Origin of the sequence: Streptomyces sp. ICC1 (genome assembly GCF_003287935.1) — a bacterium.
Taxonomy (GTDB): domain Bacteria; phylum Actinomycetota; class Actinomycetes; order Streptomycetales; family Streptomycetaceae; genus Streptomyces; species Streptomyces tritrimontium.
Map to the genome: position 1 here is coordinate 1333635 of NZ_CP030287.1, position 17605 is coordinate 1351239.

General features: G+C 75.5%; 15 protein-coding genes and 1 tRNA gene. 5 read left to right on the top strand and 11 right to left on the bottom strand.

Annotated elements, in window-relative coordinates; genetic code table 11:
* Window positions 1-7 precede the first annotated feature (7 nt).
* The 9 genes from DRB96_RS42710 to DRB96_RS06125 form a co-directional block, all read right to left on the bottom strand.
* Entirely contained in the window at window positions 8-175 is a 168-nt protein-coding gene (locus DRB96_RS42710) for a hypothetical protein (RefSeq protein ID WP_162688601.1), read from the bottom strand.
* 188 nt (window positions 176-363) lie between these two features.
* Window positions 364-1626 (bottom strand): hypothetical protein, encoded by a 1263-nt coding sequence (locus DRB96_RS06090; RefSeq protein WP_112447410.1) that lies wholly within the window; start codon window positions 1624-1626, stop codon window positions 364-366.
* Window positions 1623-2975 (bottom strand): ATP-grasp domain-containing protein, encoded by a 1353-nt coding sequence (locus DRB96_RS06095; protein ID WP_112447412.1) that lies wholly within the window; start codon window positions 2973-2975, stop codon window positions 1623-1625. The genes DRB96_RS06090 and DRB96_RS06095 overlap by 4 nt, the downstream gene beginning before the upstream one ends.
* Window positions 2972-4246 (bottom strand): ATP-grasp domain-containing protein, encoded by a 1275-nt coding sequence (locus DRB96_RS06100; RefSeq protein ID WP_112447414.1) that lies wholly within the window; start codon window positions 4244-4246, stop codon window positions 2972-2974. Before DRB96_RS06100 ends, DRB96_RS06095 begins: the two co-directional genes overlap by 4 nt.
* Window positions 4243-5604: an MFS transporter gene (locus DRB96_RS06105; protein WP_112447416.1), complete on the bottom strand. Its 1362-nt coding sequence runs from the start codon at window positions 5602-5604 to the stop codon at window positions 4243-4245. The genes DRB96_RS06100 and DRB96_RS06105 overlap by 4 nt, the downstream gene beginning before the upstream one ends.
* On the bottom strand, window positions 5601-5846 hold the full coding sequence (locus DRB96_RS06110; RefSeq protein ID WP_112447418.1) for a 4-oxalocrotonate tautomerase family protein: 246 nt from the start codon (window positions 5844-5846) through the stop codon (window positions 5601-5603). The genes DRB96_RS06105 and DRB96_RS06110 overlap by 4 nt, the downstream gene beginning before the upstream one ends.
* Before the next feature lie 82 nt (window positions 5847-5928).
* Entirely contained in the window at window positions 5929-6942 is a 1014-nt protein-coding gene (locus tag DRB96_RS06115; protein ID WP_112453242.1) for a cysteine synthase family protein, read from the bottom strand.
* A gap of 157 nt (window positions 6943-7099) precedes the next feature.
* Complete coding sequence (gene epsC, locus DRB96_RS06120) at window positions 7100-7711, bottom strand: serine O-acetyltransferase EpsC (protein WP_204357654.1); 612 nt, start codon at window positions 7709-7711, stop codon at window positions 7100-7102.
* Window positions 7711-8298, bottom strand: coding sequence for an NADPH-dependent FMN reductase (locus tag DRB96_RS06125; RefSeq protein ID WP_162688602.1), 588 nt, complete (start codon window positions 8296-8298; stop codon window positions 7711-7713). The genes epsC and DRB96_RS06125 overlap by 1 nt, the downstream gene beginning before the upstream one ends.
* A gap of 255 nt (window positions 8299-8553) precedes the next feature.
* Here DRB96_RS06125 and DRB96_RS06130 point away from each other — a divergent pair.
* Window positions 8554-8627 (top strand) — tRNA-Met (locus DRB96_RS06130).
* A gap of 330 nt (window positions 8628-8957) precedes the next feature.
* On the opposite strand, the gene DRB96_RS06135 is transcribed toward DRB96_RS06130, so the two are convergent.
* Complete coding sequence (locus DRB96_RS06135; protein ID WP_112447422.1) at window positions 8958-9797, bottom strand: hypothetical protein; 840 nt, start codon at window positions 9795-9797, stop codon at window positions 8958-8960.
* A 338-nt stretch (window positions 9798-10135) separates the two neighbouring features.
* Between DRB96_RS06135 and DRB96_RS06140 the strand changes: the two genes are divergently transcribed.
* Both DRB96_RS06140 and DRB96_RS06145 read left to right on the top strand, forming a co-directional pair.
* Window positions 10136-11293 carry an MFS transporter gene (locus tag DRB96_RS06140; protein WP_239516034.1) on the top strand — a complete coding sequence of 386 codons (1158 nt, stop codon included), beginning with the start codon at window positions 10136-10138 and terminating at the stop codon, window positions 11291-11293.
* Entirely contained in the window at window positions 11290-12348 is a 1059-nt protein-coding gene (locus tag DRB96_RS06145) for a sugar ABC transporter permease (RefSeq protein WP_112453245.1), read from the top strand. Before DRB96_RS06140 ends, DRB96_RS06145 begins: the two co-directional genes overlap by 4 nt.
* A gap of 201 nt (window positions 12349-12549) precedes the next feature.
* Here DRB96_RS06145 and DRB96_RS06150 read toward each other — a convergent pair whose 3' ends face one another.
* Window positions 12550-13680, bottom strand: coding sequence for an acyl-CoA dehydrogenase family protein (locus tag DRB96_RS06150; RefSeq protein ID WP_239516746.1), 1131 nt, complete (start codon window positions 13678-13680; stop codon window positions 12550-12552).
* A 247-nt stretch (window positions 13681-13927) separates the two neighbouring features.
* On the opposite strand from DRB96_RS06150, the gene DRB96_RS06155 reads away from it, so the two are divergent.
* Window positions 13928-15841 (top strand): CoA transferase, encoded by a 1914-nt coding sequence (locus DRB96_RS06155; RefSeq protein WP_112447425.1) that lies wholly within the window; start codon window positions 13928-13930, stop codon window positions 15839-15841.
* On the top strand, window positions 15838-17589 hold the full coding sequence (locus DRB96_RS06160) for a class I adenylate-forming enzyme family protein (RefSeq protein ID WP_112447426.1): 1752 nt from the start codon (window positions 15838-15840) through the stop codon (window positions 17587-17589). Before DRB96_RS06155 ends, DRB96_RS06160 begins: the two co-directional genes overlap by 4 nt.
* The last annotated feature ends 16 nt before the right edge of the window (window positions 17590-17605 follow it).

Consider the following 17605-nt stretch of genomic DNA (forward strand, 5'->3'; position numbering starts at 1 on the left):
GTGCGTGTCAGAAGACGCGGGGGGAGATGACGGGGGCCGGGCTGCCCGGTCCGTGGTTGTCCGCCTGGACGTGGGGCTGGTCCGTGAAGTCCCAGCCCAGGTCGATCGTCGCGCCCAGTGCGGCCGTGAGCCCCAGTGCGATGCCCCCGACGATTCCGGCCAGCTTGCTGCGCATGATTGTTCCCCGCCCCGTTGGTCTGTGCTGTCGTGCGTGCTGCGTTCGACAAGGGAGAGGTTCTCCGGAACCGTTCCCCAACGGTTCCCACTCCGATACCGACCTCGGACGCTACAGCGGGAACGGATCAAGAACCAGGCTCTGTCCGTTGGTTGAGCACGCGCCGTGCCCCCGCCCCGGGCATTGGCTCAATCGATCACTATCTCTGACTCGAATCGCGCCCCCAGGGCCCGCAGCCTGCGCTCGCACACCTCCCGCGTCGGCGCCGACAGCACCGCCGCGGCCAGGAAGTCCGAGGAGATGGCCGCCTCGGCGAGGACCTCGCCCGGCTCCGCGAAGACCCCGTAGAACTCCACCCACGGCTCCTCCGGCGTGAGCGGAATGCCGCGCACCGTGCCCGGCCGCTTCATCATCAGCACCTGCCCCGCCATGCGGACCGGCTCCAGCCGTTCCCACCCGGCCCCGTCACCGGCCTCCCGCAGGGCCGGCATCCGCAGCCCCGTGTGCGCCCGCGACGCCAGCTCCACCGGGTGCACCCCGAAGACCGCCGTCAGCACGTCCCGGATGCGCGCGCCCGCCGGGCGGGCCGCGACCTCGCAGACCACGAGCCGGTCGTCGGGCGTGTGGAACACCTCCGCGTGGAAGGCGAAGTCCGCCGGCCCGCCCAGCGCCGCCAGCGCCTCCTGCGCGAGCTCCAGCAGCCGCGGGGTCAGCGGGTCCGAGGGGTCCAGCGTGAGGTCCACCCGGGCGCCGCCGTCGGCCTGGAAGGAGGACAGGTCGTACTGGTACTGCGAGGGCCAGGCCATGACCGTGCGGCCGCCCGCGACCACCCCGTCCACGTGGCACATCGGGCCCGGGACGTACGCCTCCAGCAGCAGGTCCTCGCGGGGTCCGGTGCCGGGCGCGAAGTCCTCGGCGATCCGCTCCGCCAGCTCCTCCCCGGTCCGCACGATCCGCAGCCCGATGGAGCCGAAGCCGTCGCGTGCCTTGAAGACCAGCGGCAGGCCGTGCTCGGCGGCGAAGGCCCGTACCGCGTCCGCCGTCCCCGGCACGGTGTGCGGGGCCACCGCGATGCCCGCGTCGGCCAGCTTCCGCTTCATCAGGACCTTGTCCCGGAAGGGCAGCACCCCGGCGGGCAGCTGACCGGTCAGGCCGAACTTCTCGCGCAGCGCGGCCGCCCGGATCAGATCGGCCTCGTGGTGCGCGATGACATGGGTGACCCGGTACTCGTGGGCCAGGTCGCGGGCGAGACGGTCGATGAGCTCCTCGTCGTCGAAGGAGTCGACGAGCTCCAGGTGCCGGTAGCCGCCGGGGCCGTCCGGGACCCGCTCGCCGCCCGCCGCGATCTTGTCGCGGGCGGCGATCATCACCACGCCGCCGTCGAGCTCCGCGAGCCACCGGTCGTACGGGAAGGGGCCGAGCGGGAACCGGTGCAGTACGAGCGCGGTCATGCCGCCACCTCCATGTCGTCGTCGTGCGGGTCCGCGGCGATGCCGTGATCGGCGGCGGGCGCGGTGTTCTCGTGTGCGGTCACGTCGATGCGGATCCCGCCGGTCAGCCGCTCGCAGAGCGCGATCGCGGCATCGGTGTCGGCCGCCGTGACGGCGGCGAAGCCGAGCCGGTCCCAGTTGTCCCGCAGCGGGCGGACCGTGTCGCCGGGGCGTACGGAGACCTCCACGGCTAGCACGTCGGCGCGGGCCGCGACCTCCGCGACGCCCGACACGGCGGTGACCGTCCCCGGGTCGCGCAGCACGAAGCGGGTGCAGGCCCCCGCGCGGGCCGCGGGGGGCCCGGCGAGTTCCTCGACCAGGCCCATCGGCCAGGCCACCCCGTACGCGATGAGGTCGATCCCGTACGCCGCCTCGACCAGCTCGTTGATGTGGCCGCCGCCGACCCGGTTGTGGGACTCGATGACGACGGGGCCGCGCGAGCCCAGGCGCAGCTCGGTGTGGCTGGGCCCGTCGCTCACGCCCATCGTGTCGAGGAACTCGGCCACCGCGGCGGTGACCCGGGCGTGCGCGTCCGGCGCGAGGCGCGCGGGCAGGGCGTGGCCCAGCTCCGCGAAGTGCGTGTCGTCGACGAGCTTCTCGGTCACCGCGACCACCACGTGGCGGCCGCCGAAGCTGAAGGCCTCCACGCTGAACTCGGGTCCGTCGAGGTAGGACTCCATCAGGAACTCGCGGACGGTGAAGAGGGTCGAGCCGCGGTCGGTGCGCCGGCCGCGCAGCTCCTCGATCCGCTCCCACACGGCGTCCAGGTCACCCGCGCCGGCGACCCGGATCAGGCCGAAGCTCGCGGTCGCGTCGGTGGGCTTGACGATGAAGGGGAAGCCCGCGCGTCCGCCGAAGTCCTCCAGGGAGGCCCGGTCGGTGACCCGGCCCCAGTGCATGGCCGACGTGCCGTGCTCGGCGAGGTGGCGCCGCATGAGGTGCTTGTCGCGCAGCCGGCGGCTCACCTCCGGGCGGGTGCCGGGGAAGCCGAAGTGCTCCCTCAGCCGGGCCGCGGTGTCCAGTCCGCCCTCGGTGAGGGAGACGACGGCGTCGAACCCCCAGACCTCGCGGGCGGCCTCGGCGAGCGGCCGCACGGTGGCCCAGTCGGTGTAGTCGACCATCAGGAGGGCGTCGGCGAGCCCGGTCTGGAAGGCGTTGATCTTGTCGGGGTGCTGGATCAGCACCACGCGCACACCCAGGGCCTTGGCGCGCTCCAGGTGCTGGTCCGTGCCGCCGACGAGCAGCATGGTCCGGTCCCGGGCGGCCGGGCCGGTCCCGGTGGTGTCGGCGGTCGGGTCGGCTGCGGTCATCGCAGGGCCTCCTTCGGGGCGGCAGCGGCGGCGAGTGCGGCGGCGGGAGCGGCGCCGGGAGCGGTCGTGGTGCGCAGCGCGGCGCGGGCCGAGGCGATCCGCTCGGCGGCCTCGGCGGGACTCGCGGCGTCGACGACGGCGTAGCCGTGGCGGGTGGCGGAGTCGGTGGTGTGCGGCAGGACGTCGCCGGCCTCGTACGGGAAGTGCACGGCGTGCACGTGCTCCAGGGCGGCCAGTTCGGCCAGGCCGCCGACGGACTCCAGCGGCCCGGCCGGCAGCCGGAAGTAGCCGATGGAGGCGTACCGGTGGGGCGCCGGGACCTTGACGTCCTCGCCGGCCAGTGCCCTGAAGATCGCCGCCTCCAGGTCGAAGCCGGTCGCCACCTCCACGAGCAGCGGGATCCGGTCGCCGCCGAGCCGGGCCTGGGACTCCACGATGCGCGGCCCGGCCGGGGTGAGGATCACCTCGGTGTGCGCCGGGCCGAACTCGTACCCCGCGAGGTCGAGCAGGGCGGTGACGGTCGAGCGGATCGCGCCCTCGTCCACCGGGGACAGCGGGGCGGGGTGGACGTGCCCGGTCTCGATGAACCGGGGCGCGCCGCTGGTCTGCTTGGCGGTGATCCCGACGACCTCGTGCATGCCGTCGACGGTCAGGGTCTCGACGCTGAACTCGGGCCCGTCGAGGAACTCCTCGATGATGTACGGGCCTTCGAGGCCCGCGGCCTCGACCAGCCGGGTCCACTCCGCGAGGTCGGCGGCCGTGCGCACCAGCGCGATGCCGCGGCTGCCCGCCGAGTTGGCGGGCTTGACGACGGCCGGCAGGCCGAACTCCGCGAGCAGTCCCGCCACTTCGCGGAGCACGGCGGCTTCCCGGGCGCGGACCACGGAGACGCCGTTGCGGTTGAGCAGCCGGCGCATCGCGTTCTTGTCGTTGAGCAGCCGGACGGACTCCGCGCGGTTCGGCGACAGGCCCAGGGCCTCGGCCTCGGCGAGCACCGGGGCCATGCTGGACTCGCTGCCCAGGTGCAGGACGTGGTCCACCCGGTACTCGCCGGCGATGCGGGCCACCAGGGCGCGCAGGGCGGCCTCGTCCTCGAAGTCGACCAGCGCCACCTGCTCCGAGTGCGCCGCGACCTTGTCGAGGTAGGCGGCCGGCCGGAGCTTCGGGTCCCAGATCGACCAGACCCGGAAGCCGGCCTCGACGGCCTTGCGGACGAGTTGCTCGTACGGCATCACCATCAGGAGCCGGCCGGTGCTGCGGGGGTGGGTCATGACGTGGCTCCGTTCTGGGCCGGCGCGGCGGCCGGCCGGGCCGCCTCCGCGGCCTCGGTGTCGTTCCGCCCGGTGTCGTTCCGCTCGGTGTCGGCCGGGCCGGCTTCGCTCTGCTCGGCCGCGCTCCGGCGGGCTTCGCGCAGCGGCAGCAGGGAGCGGTAGACGAGGATGGCGCCGAGGCCGAAGGCCCCGTAGAGCAGGCTCATGCCGACCGGGGAGACGAAGGCTCCGACGCTCACGCACAGCGAGCCGACGAGCAGCCCGACGCGGGCGTTGAGGCCGTAGGCGGCCAGGTACTTGGTGCGGGCGGCCGGGTCCACGAGGTCGGCCAGCAGGGCCTGCTTGACCGGGACGTTGGCGATCTCGCCGAGGGTCATCAGGACGGCGGCGGCGATCAGGATCCAGCCGCTGTTGCTGACGGCCAGGACCATGTACCCGGCGGTGAAGACGACCAGGCCCGCGTACAGCCGGACGCGGTCGGACAGGCGGCGGAACATGCTGCCCGCGAAGAGGGCGAAGACGACGACGAGGGCGGTGTTGACCGCGCGCAGGATGCCGAGCATCGCGACCCCGTCGACCGCCGGGAACCAGCGCTCCAGGCCGGTCAGCGCCTGCTCGGGGAACTCGTCGGAGAGCCGTACGGCGATGTAGTAGCCGATCTGCACCTCGACGGCCCGGGTGAAGGTCGCCGCGACCATCAGCCGCAGGAACACCCGGTCCCGGGAGACCGCGAGGTAGCCGCGGAGCATGGCCGACACGCCGGCCGCCTGGGCCTTGGCGTACTGCGGGGCGCTCTCGGCGATCCACCACCAGGTCACCAGGGTGGTCGCGGCGGAGAGCGCGGCCGCCGCGGTCAGCAGCAGGGCGAAGTGGTCGCCGTAGAAGAACCCGCCGATCAGGGCGCCCAGGGTGAACGCCATGTTGATCGACCAGTAGTTGATCGTGTAGACGAGCGTGCGGTTCTCCGGGGTGGAGACGTCGATCATCATCGCGTCGGCGGCGGGAGTGGCGGCGCTCGCCAGGCAGGTGTTGAGCAGGAAGAGGACGAAGGTCGCCGCTCCCGACTGCCACCAGGGCGAGTTGGCCAGGGCGAGCAGCCCGAAGGTGAGGGTCGCCCCGATCTCGCCCGCGACCATCAACGGCTTGCGGCCGTGGACGTCGGCGAGGTGGCCGCCGAGGAAGTTGCAGGCGATGCCCGCGACCGCCACGGCCAGGGTGAGCGCGCCGGCCGTCGCCGCGCCGTACAGCGCGGCCAGGTGGATGACCATCAGCGGCATCAGCATGATGCCGAGCAGCCGCTGCACGAAGCCGACACCGAGCCGCAGCTTGATGTTGGGGTGCAGCTCGCGGAAGCTCACGACCCGGCTCCGTCGGCTCCGTCGTCGGCTCCGCCGTGGGCGCCGTCGTCGGCGCCGAGGAGTTCGTCGGCGAGGGTGCCGCCCTTGCCCCAGTAGGCCGGCTCCACGTCCCGGACGATCACGGTCACGGCCTCGTGCGGGCAGTGGGCGACGCGGGAGGCGGTCTCGGTCAGTTCGCGGACGAGCTCGGCACGCTGGGCACGGTCGTTGCCCTGCCACCAGTCGACGGTGATCACCGGCATGTCGGGGTTCCTTTGCGGAGTGGGGGAGGTCGGAGCGGGGGTGGAGCGGGTGGAGCGGGTGGAGCGGGTGGAGCGGTGAAGGTCAGGCGACGGGCTGGACGGGCACCTTGGCGACCGGCTGGAGGAGCGGCTGCCCGGCCGGCCGGGCCGTGGCCCGGGCGGTGGGGTCGCCGGCCTCGTCCCAGAGGCTGAGGTAGCGCTCGCCCGTGTCGGGCAGCACGGTGACGATCGAGGCGCCGATGTAGTCCGGGTGCGCGGCCAGCTCGGCGCAGGCGTGGGCGACGGCGCCGGAGGAGACCCCGACGAAGATGCCCTGGCGGCGGGCGAGCGCACGGGCGGCGGTCATCGCGTCCTCGTCGGACACGGTGACCACGTGGTCGATCAGGGCGACGTCCGTGGTGGGGGCGACGAAGCCGCCGTTGAGACCGGGGATCCGGTGCAGGCCGCCGGTGCCCCGGGAGAGCACGGGGGAGTTCTCCGGCTCGACCGCGATGACGCGGATCGACGGGTCCTGCTCCTTCAGGTACTTCGCGGCGCCGGTCAGGGTCCCGCCGGTGCCCACGCCGCAGACCAGGACGTCGACGCGGCCGGCCGTGTCGGTCCAGATCTCCGGGCCGGTGGTCTCGTAGTGGGCCCGCACGTTGTCGGGGTTCTCGTGCTGGCAGGGGAACCAGGAGCCGGGGGTCGCCGCGTGCAGCTCCTCGGCCTTGGCGATCGCACCGGGGTACCCGGCCTCGCGCGGGGTCTGCACGATCTCCGCGCCGAGCGCCTTGAGCAGGGAGACCCGCTCCCGGGTGGCGCTGTCGGGCAGCACGATGACGCAGCGGTAGCCGCGGGCGGCGGAGAACGCGGCCAGCGAGATGCCCGTGTTGCCGGACGTCGCCTCGATGACGGTGCCGTTGCCGGGCGTCAGCTCGCCCCGCAGCTCGGCGGCCCGCAGCATGTACAGGGCGGCCCGGTCCTTGCTGCTGGACATCGGGTTGGCCGACTCCAGCTTGGCCAGCACCTCGGTGCCCGGGGCGGTGTCCTCGAAGCGCAGGCGGATCAGCGGGGTCGAACCGACCAGGTCCTCGATGCTGTCGGCGATGGGGCGCATGTCACGGCTCTCGGTGCTGTCCACGTCTGTTTCCTCACAAGTTCGGTTCGTACGGCTGCGTTTCGGGTGGTCGTACGGTCAGCCGCACGCCGGTGAAGTCTTCGCGGGGATCCGCGGGGATCCGCGGTGTCGGGCAGGTCGGGGAAGGAGCGGGGGCCTACCAGGACCCGGCCGACGCGGTCGTCGCGTACAGGTCCTCCATGGGCTGCGGCTCCGCGCCCACCGCCTTGATCACGGCGGTGGCGGCCAGCACCCGCGCCCCCGGGGGCACGTCCTTGTTCACCAGGGCCTGGGCGCCGATGACGGCGTGCTCGCCGATGGTGACGGGCCCCAGCACGGTGGCGTTCGTACCGAGCACGACGTCGTGGCCCACCACCGGGTGGCGGCGCTCCCCGTCGGCCCGGTTGTTGTCGCTCCACCAGCCGACCGCGCCCAGCGTCACCTGGTGGTAGATGGTCACGTCGTCGCCGACCACCGCGGTCTCGCCGATCACCACGGCCGCACCGTGGTCGATGAACACCCGCCGGCCGAGCACCGCACCGGGGTGGATCTCCACGGCGGTGCCGCGCCGGGCGTGCCAGGCGATGGCCCGCGCGGTCATCCGCAGCCCCCGCCGGTGCAGCCGGTGCGCGATCCGGTGCGCCCACAGCGCGGGCAGCGCGGCGTGCAGCAGGGCCTCGCGGCGGCTGCGGATCGAGGGATCGCGGGCCACCACCACGTCCAGGTCCTCCTTCATGATCCTGAGCAGACCGGGCCGGTCGGCGGCCATCAGACGAGCGCCTCGGCGCGGTCCCCGACGGCGGTGTGCCCGGAGACCTCGGCGAGCACGGCGAGGGTCAGGCTTTCGAGCCGGGCCACGAGCTCCGGGTCGGTGTAGCGCCCGCCCTCGGCGGCCAGCGCACCCGTGCCGCCGACGGCCACCGGCTCGTGCTCGACGAGCTGCGCGCCGCAGCGGCGCAGTACGCCGACCAGACCGGGCTGGGCGTCGAGCCCGCCGCGCGCTCCGGGGGAGGCGCTGGCCACGGCCGTGACCTTGCCGCTGAGCGGGCTCTCGCCGCCCGGCCGGGACAGCCAGTCCAGCGCGTTCTTCAGCGCGCCCGGCATCTCGCCGTTGTAGGAGGGGGTGCTGATGAACAGCGCGTCCGCGCCGGCGACCAGCTCCTTGGCCCCGCGCACCGCCGCCGAACCGTCGGCCTGCTCCAGGGAGGCCTCGTAGAACGGCAGTTCCGCGACGGAGAGGGAGACGGCCTCGTGCGCGCCGGGCAGACCCTCGATGATGTGGCGCACGGTCGCCAGTACTGCGGTGTTCACCGAGTCTCGGCGCGTGCTGCCGGACACCAGAACGATCTTCGCCACGGGGACCCCTTCTCTTCGGCCTCCCGGTCGGCAGGCCTTCGACTGGTCACACACTCCCGCCGGCGGTTCCCGAACCCCTCCCGCTCCGTTCCCGGTTCCGGCGGGGCCGGGCCACGAGGCGCCTCCACCCGGCCGCTGACCGGCCCAAAACCCTGGTTTTACGCCCCTGACCTGCGGTGATACCCGTTCCCAGGGGGGTGTGGACGTTAATTGGCGGAGCCCTCCCCCCGGATGGCGTAGAGTTGGGTTTACCGACGCGGGGTGGAGCAGCTCGGTAGCTCGCTGGGCTCATAACCCAGAGGTCGTAGGTTCAAATCCTGCCCCCGCTACTCAGTACGAAGGTCCGGTTCCCCCAGGGGAACCGGACCTTCGTCGTTGCCCCCTCTTGCTCCCCGCTCTTGCTCACGAGTGCGTGCGGAGTCACGTGGGCTCGGGGAGGGTTATAAGAGAGAGGGGGGGCGGAGCGGGGGCGGGCGGAGCGGCGGTCGGGCGGGTGAGCAGGGCAGGGGTCATCGCCTGAGGTCCTTCCGGGAATCCGGGTCCGGTGCCGCTGTGCGGGGGCACCTCGGAGCCCGTGAACGGGTACGGCCCGCCGAACGGCAGGGCCGATGCCCGAGGCGCGGGGCGGTCTGGCCCGTCGCGCGTCGGGGAGCCGGCTGTCAGACGACAGCGGTCCCGAGAGGTGGACCCCGTGAGGTGAGGGCGTCGGCGAGCAGGAGGTTGCGCAGGGGCCGGGCCCGGTGGTCCCGGCGGCAGCGGACGCGCGGCCGGTGCGCGGGCGCGGGGAGGCGGAAGAACAGCCGCAGCGGTACGAGGATCCGGGCGGCGAAGGCACGCAGGACGCGGAAGGCGCCCCGTTCCCCGTAGGCGAGCCAGAGGCCGCAGACGAGGGCGGCGAGGAGGTGGGCGGCGAGCATGCCGAGCGGCGACATGGAGAGCATGTCGTGCCCGCCCGCCATCGGCATCGGCGTCGGCATGGACGTGTACATCGACATCGACATCGGTGCCGGTGACGGCACGGGCACCGTCATGGAGGCCGCGCCGTCGGTCAGCGCGTGCACGGAGTGCATGGCGTGCTGGGCGTGGCCGCCCGCGCCGCCGCCCGTGCCCGGAGCGGGCGGGCGCGGCGGGAGCACGGGCGGGGAGCAGAGCAGGTACTGGACCCACCGCCCGACCAGCCCGCCCGCCGAGTCCGGGGCCGCGGGCGACCCCGGAGTGCCCGACGCGCCCACGGCACCGGCCGCCGACGGGACGACCGCGAGGCGGCCCGCGAAGCGGTCCGCGACCGCCTGGGCCAGCGAGAACCCGCCGTGCAGCGCGGCCTGGACGGCGACGGTCGCCGAGATGACCGCCGGCAGCCCGCGCTCGCGTCCCGCGAGGATCCAGCCGGCCGCGGCGGTGACGGCGAACGCCGCCGCCATCGCCCGCCGGGGGACGGCCGTCCCCGACATGAGCACGTGCCCGAGGGAGGAGAGCAGCACGCAGGTGGCCGCGAACATCGCAGCCCGTACCGCGCGGCAACACCGACCCGGAGTCATGGCGCAGTCATCGTTGCACCGACCCCGGGGCGGCGACAGGGTGCATCAGGATTTCTCATGCACCGCTCTAGCCGGGATGTGTCACACACCACAACCGCCCCCGGGAACTGGGGTGTTCGCCCGTCCGACTCCTGCTGCGGACCGGAGATCCGGCAGCGGGAACGGAGCGCGCGGTGGGGGAACGCAGTACGTCGGCGAAGGCGCCAGGGGGGCCTCGGATGCCGGGAACACCAGGGCCGCCAGGGACACCGGGGACACCAGGGACACCCGTACGGCGCGGTGCGGTGCGGTCGGAGGGCATGCTGACGGCCCTGCTCACCGGCGCCATGGCCTTCTCGATGCTGCAGCTGTTCCTCTTCGGCGCGCTCGGCCCCAGGCTGGTGGCCGAGTGGGGCGTCTCGGCGGCCGTGCTCGGTCTGACGACCACGATCGGATTCGGCACGGCGGCCGTGCTGTCGCCGTTCGGCGGCCGCCTGGTGGACCGGATCGGGCCGCGCCGCTCCCTCGTCCTGCTCCTGTCGGTGTCCGCCGCGACGCTCGCGCTGATCGGCTCCGCACCCGGCCCCGGCTTCCTCCTCGCCGCCGTCGCGCTGGGCGGAGTGCCCCAGGCCCTGGCCAACCCGGCGACCAACAAGGCGATCCTCGCCGCCGTGGCCCCCGCCCGGCGCGGGCCGGTGACCGGCATGAAGCAGTCCGGCGTCCAGCTCGGCGCCTTCGCGGCCGGGCTGCCGCTCACGGCGCTGGCCGGTACGGCCGGCTGGCGCGGGGCCGTGTGGACGGCGGCGGCCGCGGCCGCGCTGGCGGCCCTGTGGGCGCTGCGCGCCCTGCCCGCAGACCCTCCGGCGAAGCCCGCCGCGCCGCGCTCCTCGCTCGTCCCCCGGGGCGACATCGCCTGGCTGGCGGTGTTCTCCCTCTTCCTGGGCTCCGGGATCGCCTCGGTGAACACCTACGTCGCCCTGTTCGGCGCGCAGCGGCTCGACATGGGCCCCACTGCGGCCGGCGCCCTGGTCGCGGTGCTCGGCGTCGCGGGCATCGGCGGCCGGATCGGCTGGTCGAAGGCGGCCCGGCCGGGGCGCGCGCAGTGGCTGCCGGGCCTGCTGGCGGCCGGATCGGTCGGGGCGGCCGTGCTGCTGGCGGCGGCGCTCAGCGCGGGGCCGCTGGTCTGGGTGGCCGCCGTGGCCGTCGGGGTGTTCGCCGTATCGGCCAACGCCGTCTCGATGGTGCTGGTGATGCAGCGCTCCGCCCCCGGCCGGGCCGGCCAGGACTCGGCGCTCGTGGCCGCCGGATTCTTCACCGGGTTCGCCGTGGGCCCGCCCCTCTTCGGCCCGCTCGCGGACGCGGGCCGCTACGGCGAGGGCTGGCTGCTGGTCGCCGCCGAGTTCGCCCTGGCCTGCGCCGTGGCGACGGTGTGGGCGCTGCGGGAGCGGCGCGCACGGGCCGCGGCGGCCGCCGCGTGAGCGGGCCCGCGTGGGCGGGGCGGGCGCTGGCCGACGTCCTCGACCGGGTCGCCGTCGGCGCGGCCGAGGCCGGCGACCGGTTCCCGCTGTACGCCGACCCGGGGACGGGCCGCTGGACGACCACCGGCCGCGGCTCGTGGGCCGGCGGCTTCTGGGCGGGGCTGCTGTGGCTGCGCGCCCGGCACACCGGCGCCCCGGGCGACCGGGCCGCCGCCTCCGCGTGCACCGCGCGGCTGGCCGGCTGGGTGGACGCGGACACCTCCACGCGCGGGCTGATCCTCTGGTACGGCACCGCGCTCGCGGCAGGCGACCCCGCCGCCGCCGGGCTCCGTACGCGGGCGGCCGCGGCCTGCCTGTCGGCCGTGGACGCGGAACTGGGCCTGGTCCCCTGGGGATCGGCCTTCGGCGGGCCCCGCCTGCTGGCCCGCGTGGACGGCGTCCCGGGCCTGGTCCCCCTCCTCGCCGCCGCCGGCCCCGGGGGCGCCGCGGCGGCCGCCTCCCACCTGGCCCGCCATCTGGACCTGTGCCTCACCCCGGGTCCCGGGCTCGTCCCCGCCCTGGGCTTCGCCGCGGGGGAGGGGTGGCGGGCCTGCGGGGATCCGCCCGTCGGCTGGAGCAGGGGCCGGGCCTGGCTACTGCTGGCGCTGGCCGACGCGCTGCACCGGACCGACGTGGCCGGGCTGCTGACGGGGAGTCCGCGGGAGCTCGCGGAGCGGCTGGCCGACGCGTGGGCGGGGCCCGGCGCGCCGCTCGTCCCGCCGGCCGACGTGGCGCTGCCCGAGGGCCCGTCGGACACCTCCGCGGCCGCCGTGACGGCCGTCGCGCTGCTGAAGCTCGCCCGCGTCCCGGGCCCGGGGGCCGCACGGTACGCGGCCCGCGCGGCCGCGATCCTGGAGCGGCTGGCCGGAGCGCACCTGTCGGACGGCAGGCTGCTGGACGGCTGCTACGACGCCGGGAAGGGCATCGCGGTCCGGCACGAACTGGTGTGGGGCACCTTCTTCCTGGCGCTCGGACTGGCCGAGCTGACCGGCCGGCTCGACATCCGGGACGTCTGACCGCCGGCGCTGCGGTGCGTGCCCGCGCTGCTCGTGCCCGCGCTGCTCTTGCCCGCGCTGCGGGGCGTGCCCGCGCTGCCGCTCGTGCCCGCGCTGCCGCTCGTGCCCGCGCTGCCGCTCGTGCCCGCGCTGCCGCTCGTGCCCGCGCTGCCGCTCGTGCCCGCGCTGCCGCCCGTGCCCGCGCTGCCGCCCGTGCCCGCGCTACGCCCCGTACCCCCGCAGGACCCGCCTCGCCACCGACGTGATGTGGAGTTCGTCCGGGCCGTCGAGGATGCGGGCGGCGCGGCCCGACCGGTAGAGGGCGGGCAGGGCGGTGTCCGGGCCGAGGCCGGCCGCGCCGTGGACCTGGATCGCGGAGTCCGTCACCAGCTGGAGCATGCGCGCCGCCGCCACCTTGGCCAGGCCCACCTCGACGTGCGCGTCCAGCCCGGCGTCGATCCTGGCCACGGCCTCGTGGACGAGCGGGCGGGTGGTGCGCAGGGCGAGGAGCGCCTCGAAGACGTGCTGCTGGACGAGCTGGTGCCCGCCGAGCGGCCCGCGCGAGCCCGTACGGGAACCCGCGCGCCCGCACATGAGGTCGAAGGCGCGCTGCGCCTGGCCGAGCCAGCGCAGGCAGCGCAGCGTACGGCCCAGCTGGAGCCGTTCCCCGGCGATGTCCAGGGCCCGGCCGCGCTCGCCGAGGAGGTGGTCGGCGGGCACCCGGACCCGGTCGAACTCGATCTCCCACTGGCCGGACGCGCCGAACACGGGCAGCTCGCGCACCACCCGGAAGCCCTGCGACGAGGTGGGGACGACGAGGAGGGAGAGCCCCGCGCGGTCGCCCGGCCCGCCGTCGGTGCGGACGAGGACGGTGACCAGACCGGCTTCGGCGGCGTGCGAGGTGAACCACTTGCGGCCGCTCACCGTCCAGCTCCCGTCGGGCTGTTCGACGGCGCGGGTGGCGGTGAGGAACGGGTCGGTGCCCGGCACGTCCGGCTCCGTCATGGCGTAGCAGGCCCGCAGCTCCCCGGCCGTCAGCCGCGCGGGGTACAGGGCGCGCACCCGGTCGCTCCCGTGGCGCAGCAGCATCGTGGCGTCCAGCAGCGGGGCCGAGCCCAGGGCCGCCGGCCCGTGGTCGCTCGCCCCCTCGGCCTCGGCGAGGAGGGCGTACGCGGCCAGTCCGAGGCCCTGGCCGCCCAGTTCGGCGGGGAGGGGCAGGGCCCACAGGCCCGCCTCCCTCGCCTCGTCCTGGAGCCCCCGCAGGGCGGTCGCCGCGGCCGGCCCGCCCGCGTCCAGCACGGGCTCGCGGGGCATCACCCGCTCGCGCACGAAGTCGGCGACCCGGTCCTTCAACTGCGCGTCAGGGCCGCGCCGTTCGGGGCGGGGGGCCGCCCCTTGGCCGAGGGTCGCCCGGTCCCGCGGCCCTCGGTTCTGCGCCACTCGGATCTCCACCACTTTCCTCCAGCCCGCCGGGAACCCGTGGGAACGGCAGTCCGACTGCCTCCCCGAGGAACTGGTCGGGTGCGCCCGCCCCTTGGTTCCCGCGCCCGGATCACCAGCGGCGCCGGCCGACCGCCGGAGCCGGGAGAAGAGGAGAGGCATGGCGTCACCAGCCGTCACCCAGACCGCGCGGCCGCTCGACGGCCTGCACTTCACCGCCTCGGGGCCGGCCGCCCTCACCGGACCGGTGGCCGAGCACCTGAGGCTGCTGGGGGCCGCCGCCGGTACGGGTCCGGCCGCGCGGGAGGGCGACCGGGCGGGCCGGATCACACTGGGCGGCAGCGGGTCCGGCATCGGTAGCGGCAGCGGGTCCGGCGGCGGGTCCGGCAGCGGTTTCGGCGGCTCCGCCACCGCCACCGCCGCCATCGCCTGGTCCGCGGCCCCGGACGGCTCGGCGGACACCCTGTCGGGCCGCGCCGTCACCGACGAGGCGACCGCGCAGGCCGCCACCGGCATCATGGCCGTCCACGGCCGCCGCGACGGCGAACCGCGCGGCCTCGCCGTCGACTACGCCCTCGGTGCCGCGGCCGTCCTGACCACCCAGGGCCTGCTCGCGGGCCTCCTCGCCCAGGCCAGGGGCGGTTCCTCGGCCGGCGTGGACACCTACGTCGACCGGGCCGGGCTGCTGGTCGTCTCCCAGTACCTCGCGGCGACCGGGGCGGATGAGGGCGAAGCCGCCGAACTGGCCGCGGGCGGACCCCCCTTCACGGCCGCCGACGGCACCCTCTTCGAGCTGGAGACCCTCGACCCGGGCGCCTGGGCCGGATTCTGGCGGGCCCTGGACGCCCCCGCCGACGCGATACGGGCGGGCTGGCGGCCCTTCCAGTTCCGGTACGCCACCGCGTGCGCCCCCTTCCCCGACGCCCTGCACGCCACCACCCGCGCGCACGGCTGGCAGCGGATCCGGGACGCGGCGGCGGCCTCGGGAGCCGAGGTCTGCCGGCTGCGGAGCCTGACCGAGCGGGCCGCCGAACACGACGGAGCCGCCCCCTGGACCCTGGCCCCGTACGACTCCGGCGGCGGCCTGCCCCATGCGGTGCCCGCCGCCGTGCCCCACGCCGTGCCCGCCGCCCCGCGGCCGGCGAAGCCGCTGGCCGGGCTGACCGTGCTGGAGGCCGGCCGCCGCATCCAGGCGCCGCTCGCGGCCCATCTGCTCGGGCTGCTCGGCGCCGACGTCGTCCGCATCGAGCCGCCGGGCGGCGACCCGCTGCGCGGCATGCCGCCGGCCTGCTCGGGCGTCTCCGCCCGCTGGCTGGCGCTGAACCGGGGCAAGCGGGCCGTGGAGATGGACATCAAGTCGCCCGCGGACCGGCTCCGGCTGCGGGACCTGGCGGCCGACGCCGACGTCTTCCTGCACAACTGGGCCCCGGGCAAGGCCGCCGAGCTGGGCCTCGACCACGACGACCTCGCGGCGGCCAACCCCGCGCTCGTGTACGCGTACACCGGCGGCTGGGGGACCGGCCGGATCACCGACGCCCCGATGGGCACCGACTTCATGGTCCAGGCCCGCACCGGGGTCGGCGAGGCCGCCCGCTCCGAGGGCGAGGTGCCCGCGCCCTCCCTGATGACCCTGCTCGACGTACTGGGCGGGCTGCTCGGCGCCGAGGCCGTCCTCGCGGGGCTGCTGCTGCGCGAGCGCACCGGGCGCGGGGTGCGCGTCGACTCCTCGCTGCTGGGAGCCGCCGACGTGCTCACCCTCCCGGCCCTGCGCCGGGCCCGGCGCGGGGAGAACCCCCGGCGGCCCGCCGGATTCCGTACGCCCCTGCGGACCGCCGACGGCTGGATCGCCCCCGCCGACGCGGACGCCGGCGCCTGCGCGGCGGCCGCCGCCGCCCACGGGCTCGCCGGCCTGCCCACCGAGGACGCCCTGCGCGCGCTGCGCGGGCGCGGACTCCACGCGACCGCCGTCACCACCGACCTGGCCGACCTGCACCACGACCCGCGCTTCGGCGGCTCGATCAGCCGCGACGCGCACGGTGCCCCCGCCGTTCCCGACCCCTGGAGCTTCCGATGACCGTCGCCCTGCACGATCTGCTGCCCGCCGGCCTGCGCCGTTCCTGGGCCGTCGACGGGACCTGTCCCGACCTCGACCTCTACAGCCTCTTCCGCGCCCGCCAGATCGCCGACCTGCACCACACCGCGGTCATCGACGCCAAGGGCAAGCTCTGCTACACCGCGCTGGACCGCAAGGTGCGATGTCTGGCCGCCGGACTGCGGGACCTCGGCATACGGCCGGGGGACGTGGTCGGGGTGCAACTCCCCAACGGGCGCAACGCCGTCATCGCGGACCTGGCCCTGGCCGCCCTCGGCGCGGTCGTCCTGCCCTTCCCCGTCGGCCGCGGCGGAGCGGAGGCCCGCTGCCTGCTGCGCCGGTCCGAGGCCGTGGCGGTCATCGCCTCCGTGGAGCACCGGGGCAACCGGCACGCGGCCGATCTGCTGGCCCTGGCCGCCGAACTGCCCGCGCTGCGACACGTGATCGCCGCCGGCCGGGTGGGCACGGAACCCGAGGGAACGATTCAGCTCGCCACGCTGCTGCGCTCCGACCCGGCCGACTTCGTCCCCGTCCGGCCCGATCCCGACAGCGCCGCCCGCATCCTGGTGTCGTCGGGCTCGGAGGCGGAGCCGAAGATGATCGCGTACTCGCACAACGCGCTCGCCGGCGGCCGCGGCAACTTCCTCGCCTCCCTGATGCCCGACGGGACCCCGCCCCGCTGCCTGTTCCTCGTACCGCTCGCCTCCGCCTTCGGCTCCAGCGGCACCGCGGTCACCCTCGCCCGGCACGGCGGAACCCTCGTCGTGCTCGACCACTTCACCCCCGAGGCGGCCCTCGCGGCGGTGCGCGAGCACCGGCCCACCCACATCTTCGGCGTGCCCACGATGATCCGCATGATGCTCGACCGCCTGGAGTCGGAGGCGGCGGAAGCGGAGGCGGAAGCGGCGGAACCGGAGACGGACGGGGCGGCGGAAACGGCGGAAGCGGAGGCGGGCGCGTCCGCCCCCGGCCCCGACGCCCGCGCATTGCCCACCCCCACCGCCGTGATCCTCGGCGGCGCCGCGCTCGACGAGACCACGGCCGAGCAGGCGAGCCGCGTCTTCGGCTGCCCGGTGGTCAACCTCTACGGCTCGGCCGACGGGGTCAACTGCCACACCGGCCTGGGCTCGCCCGCCCCGGAATCGGACGCGGACGGAGCCGGCGTCGCGGCCGGCCGCCCCGACCCCCGGGTCGCCGACATCCGCATCAACCACACCGAGACGCACGAACGGCTCCCGGACGGCGAGGTCGGGGAGATCGTCGCCCGCGGCCCCATGACCCCCATGTGCTACGTCGCCTCGCCCGACCTGGACGCCCGGTACCGCACCCCCGACGGCTGGGTCCGCACCGGAGACCTGGGGCTCATCGACAAGGACGGCGTCCTGCACGTGGTCGGCCGGCTGAAGGACGTCGTCATCCGCGGCGGCGCCAACATCAGCCCCGCCGAGGTCGAACGGGAGCTGTCCTCCCACGCCCAGGTGCGGGACATCGTGTGCGTCGGCGTACCGGACGAGCTGATGGGCGAGCGGCTCGCCGCATGCGTCGTACCGCGCGGTGCGCAGAGCCCGACCCTGGGCTCGCTGGGCGCACACCTCACGCTGCGCGGCCTGGAGCCGCGCAAGCACCCCGAACGCCTCCTGGTGGTCGCGGAACTGCCGCTGACCCCGGCGGGCAAGCCCGACCGAGCGGCCCTGCGCGAGCGCCTGGTGCGGGCCGGGGCGGTGGCGTAGGAGGGGGAACGCCCAC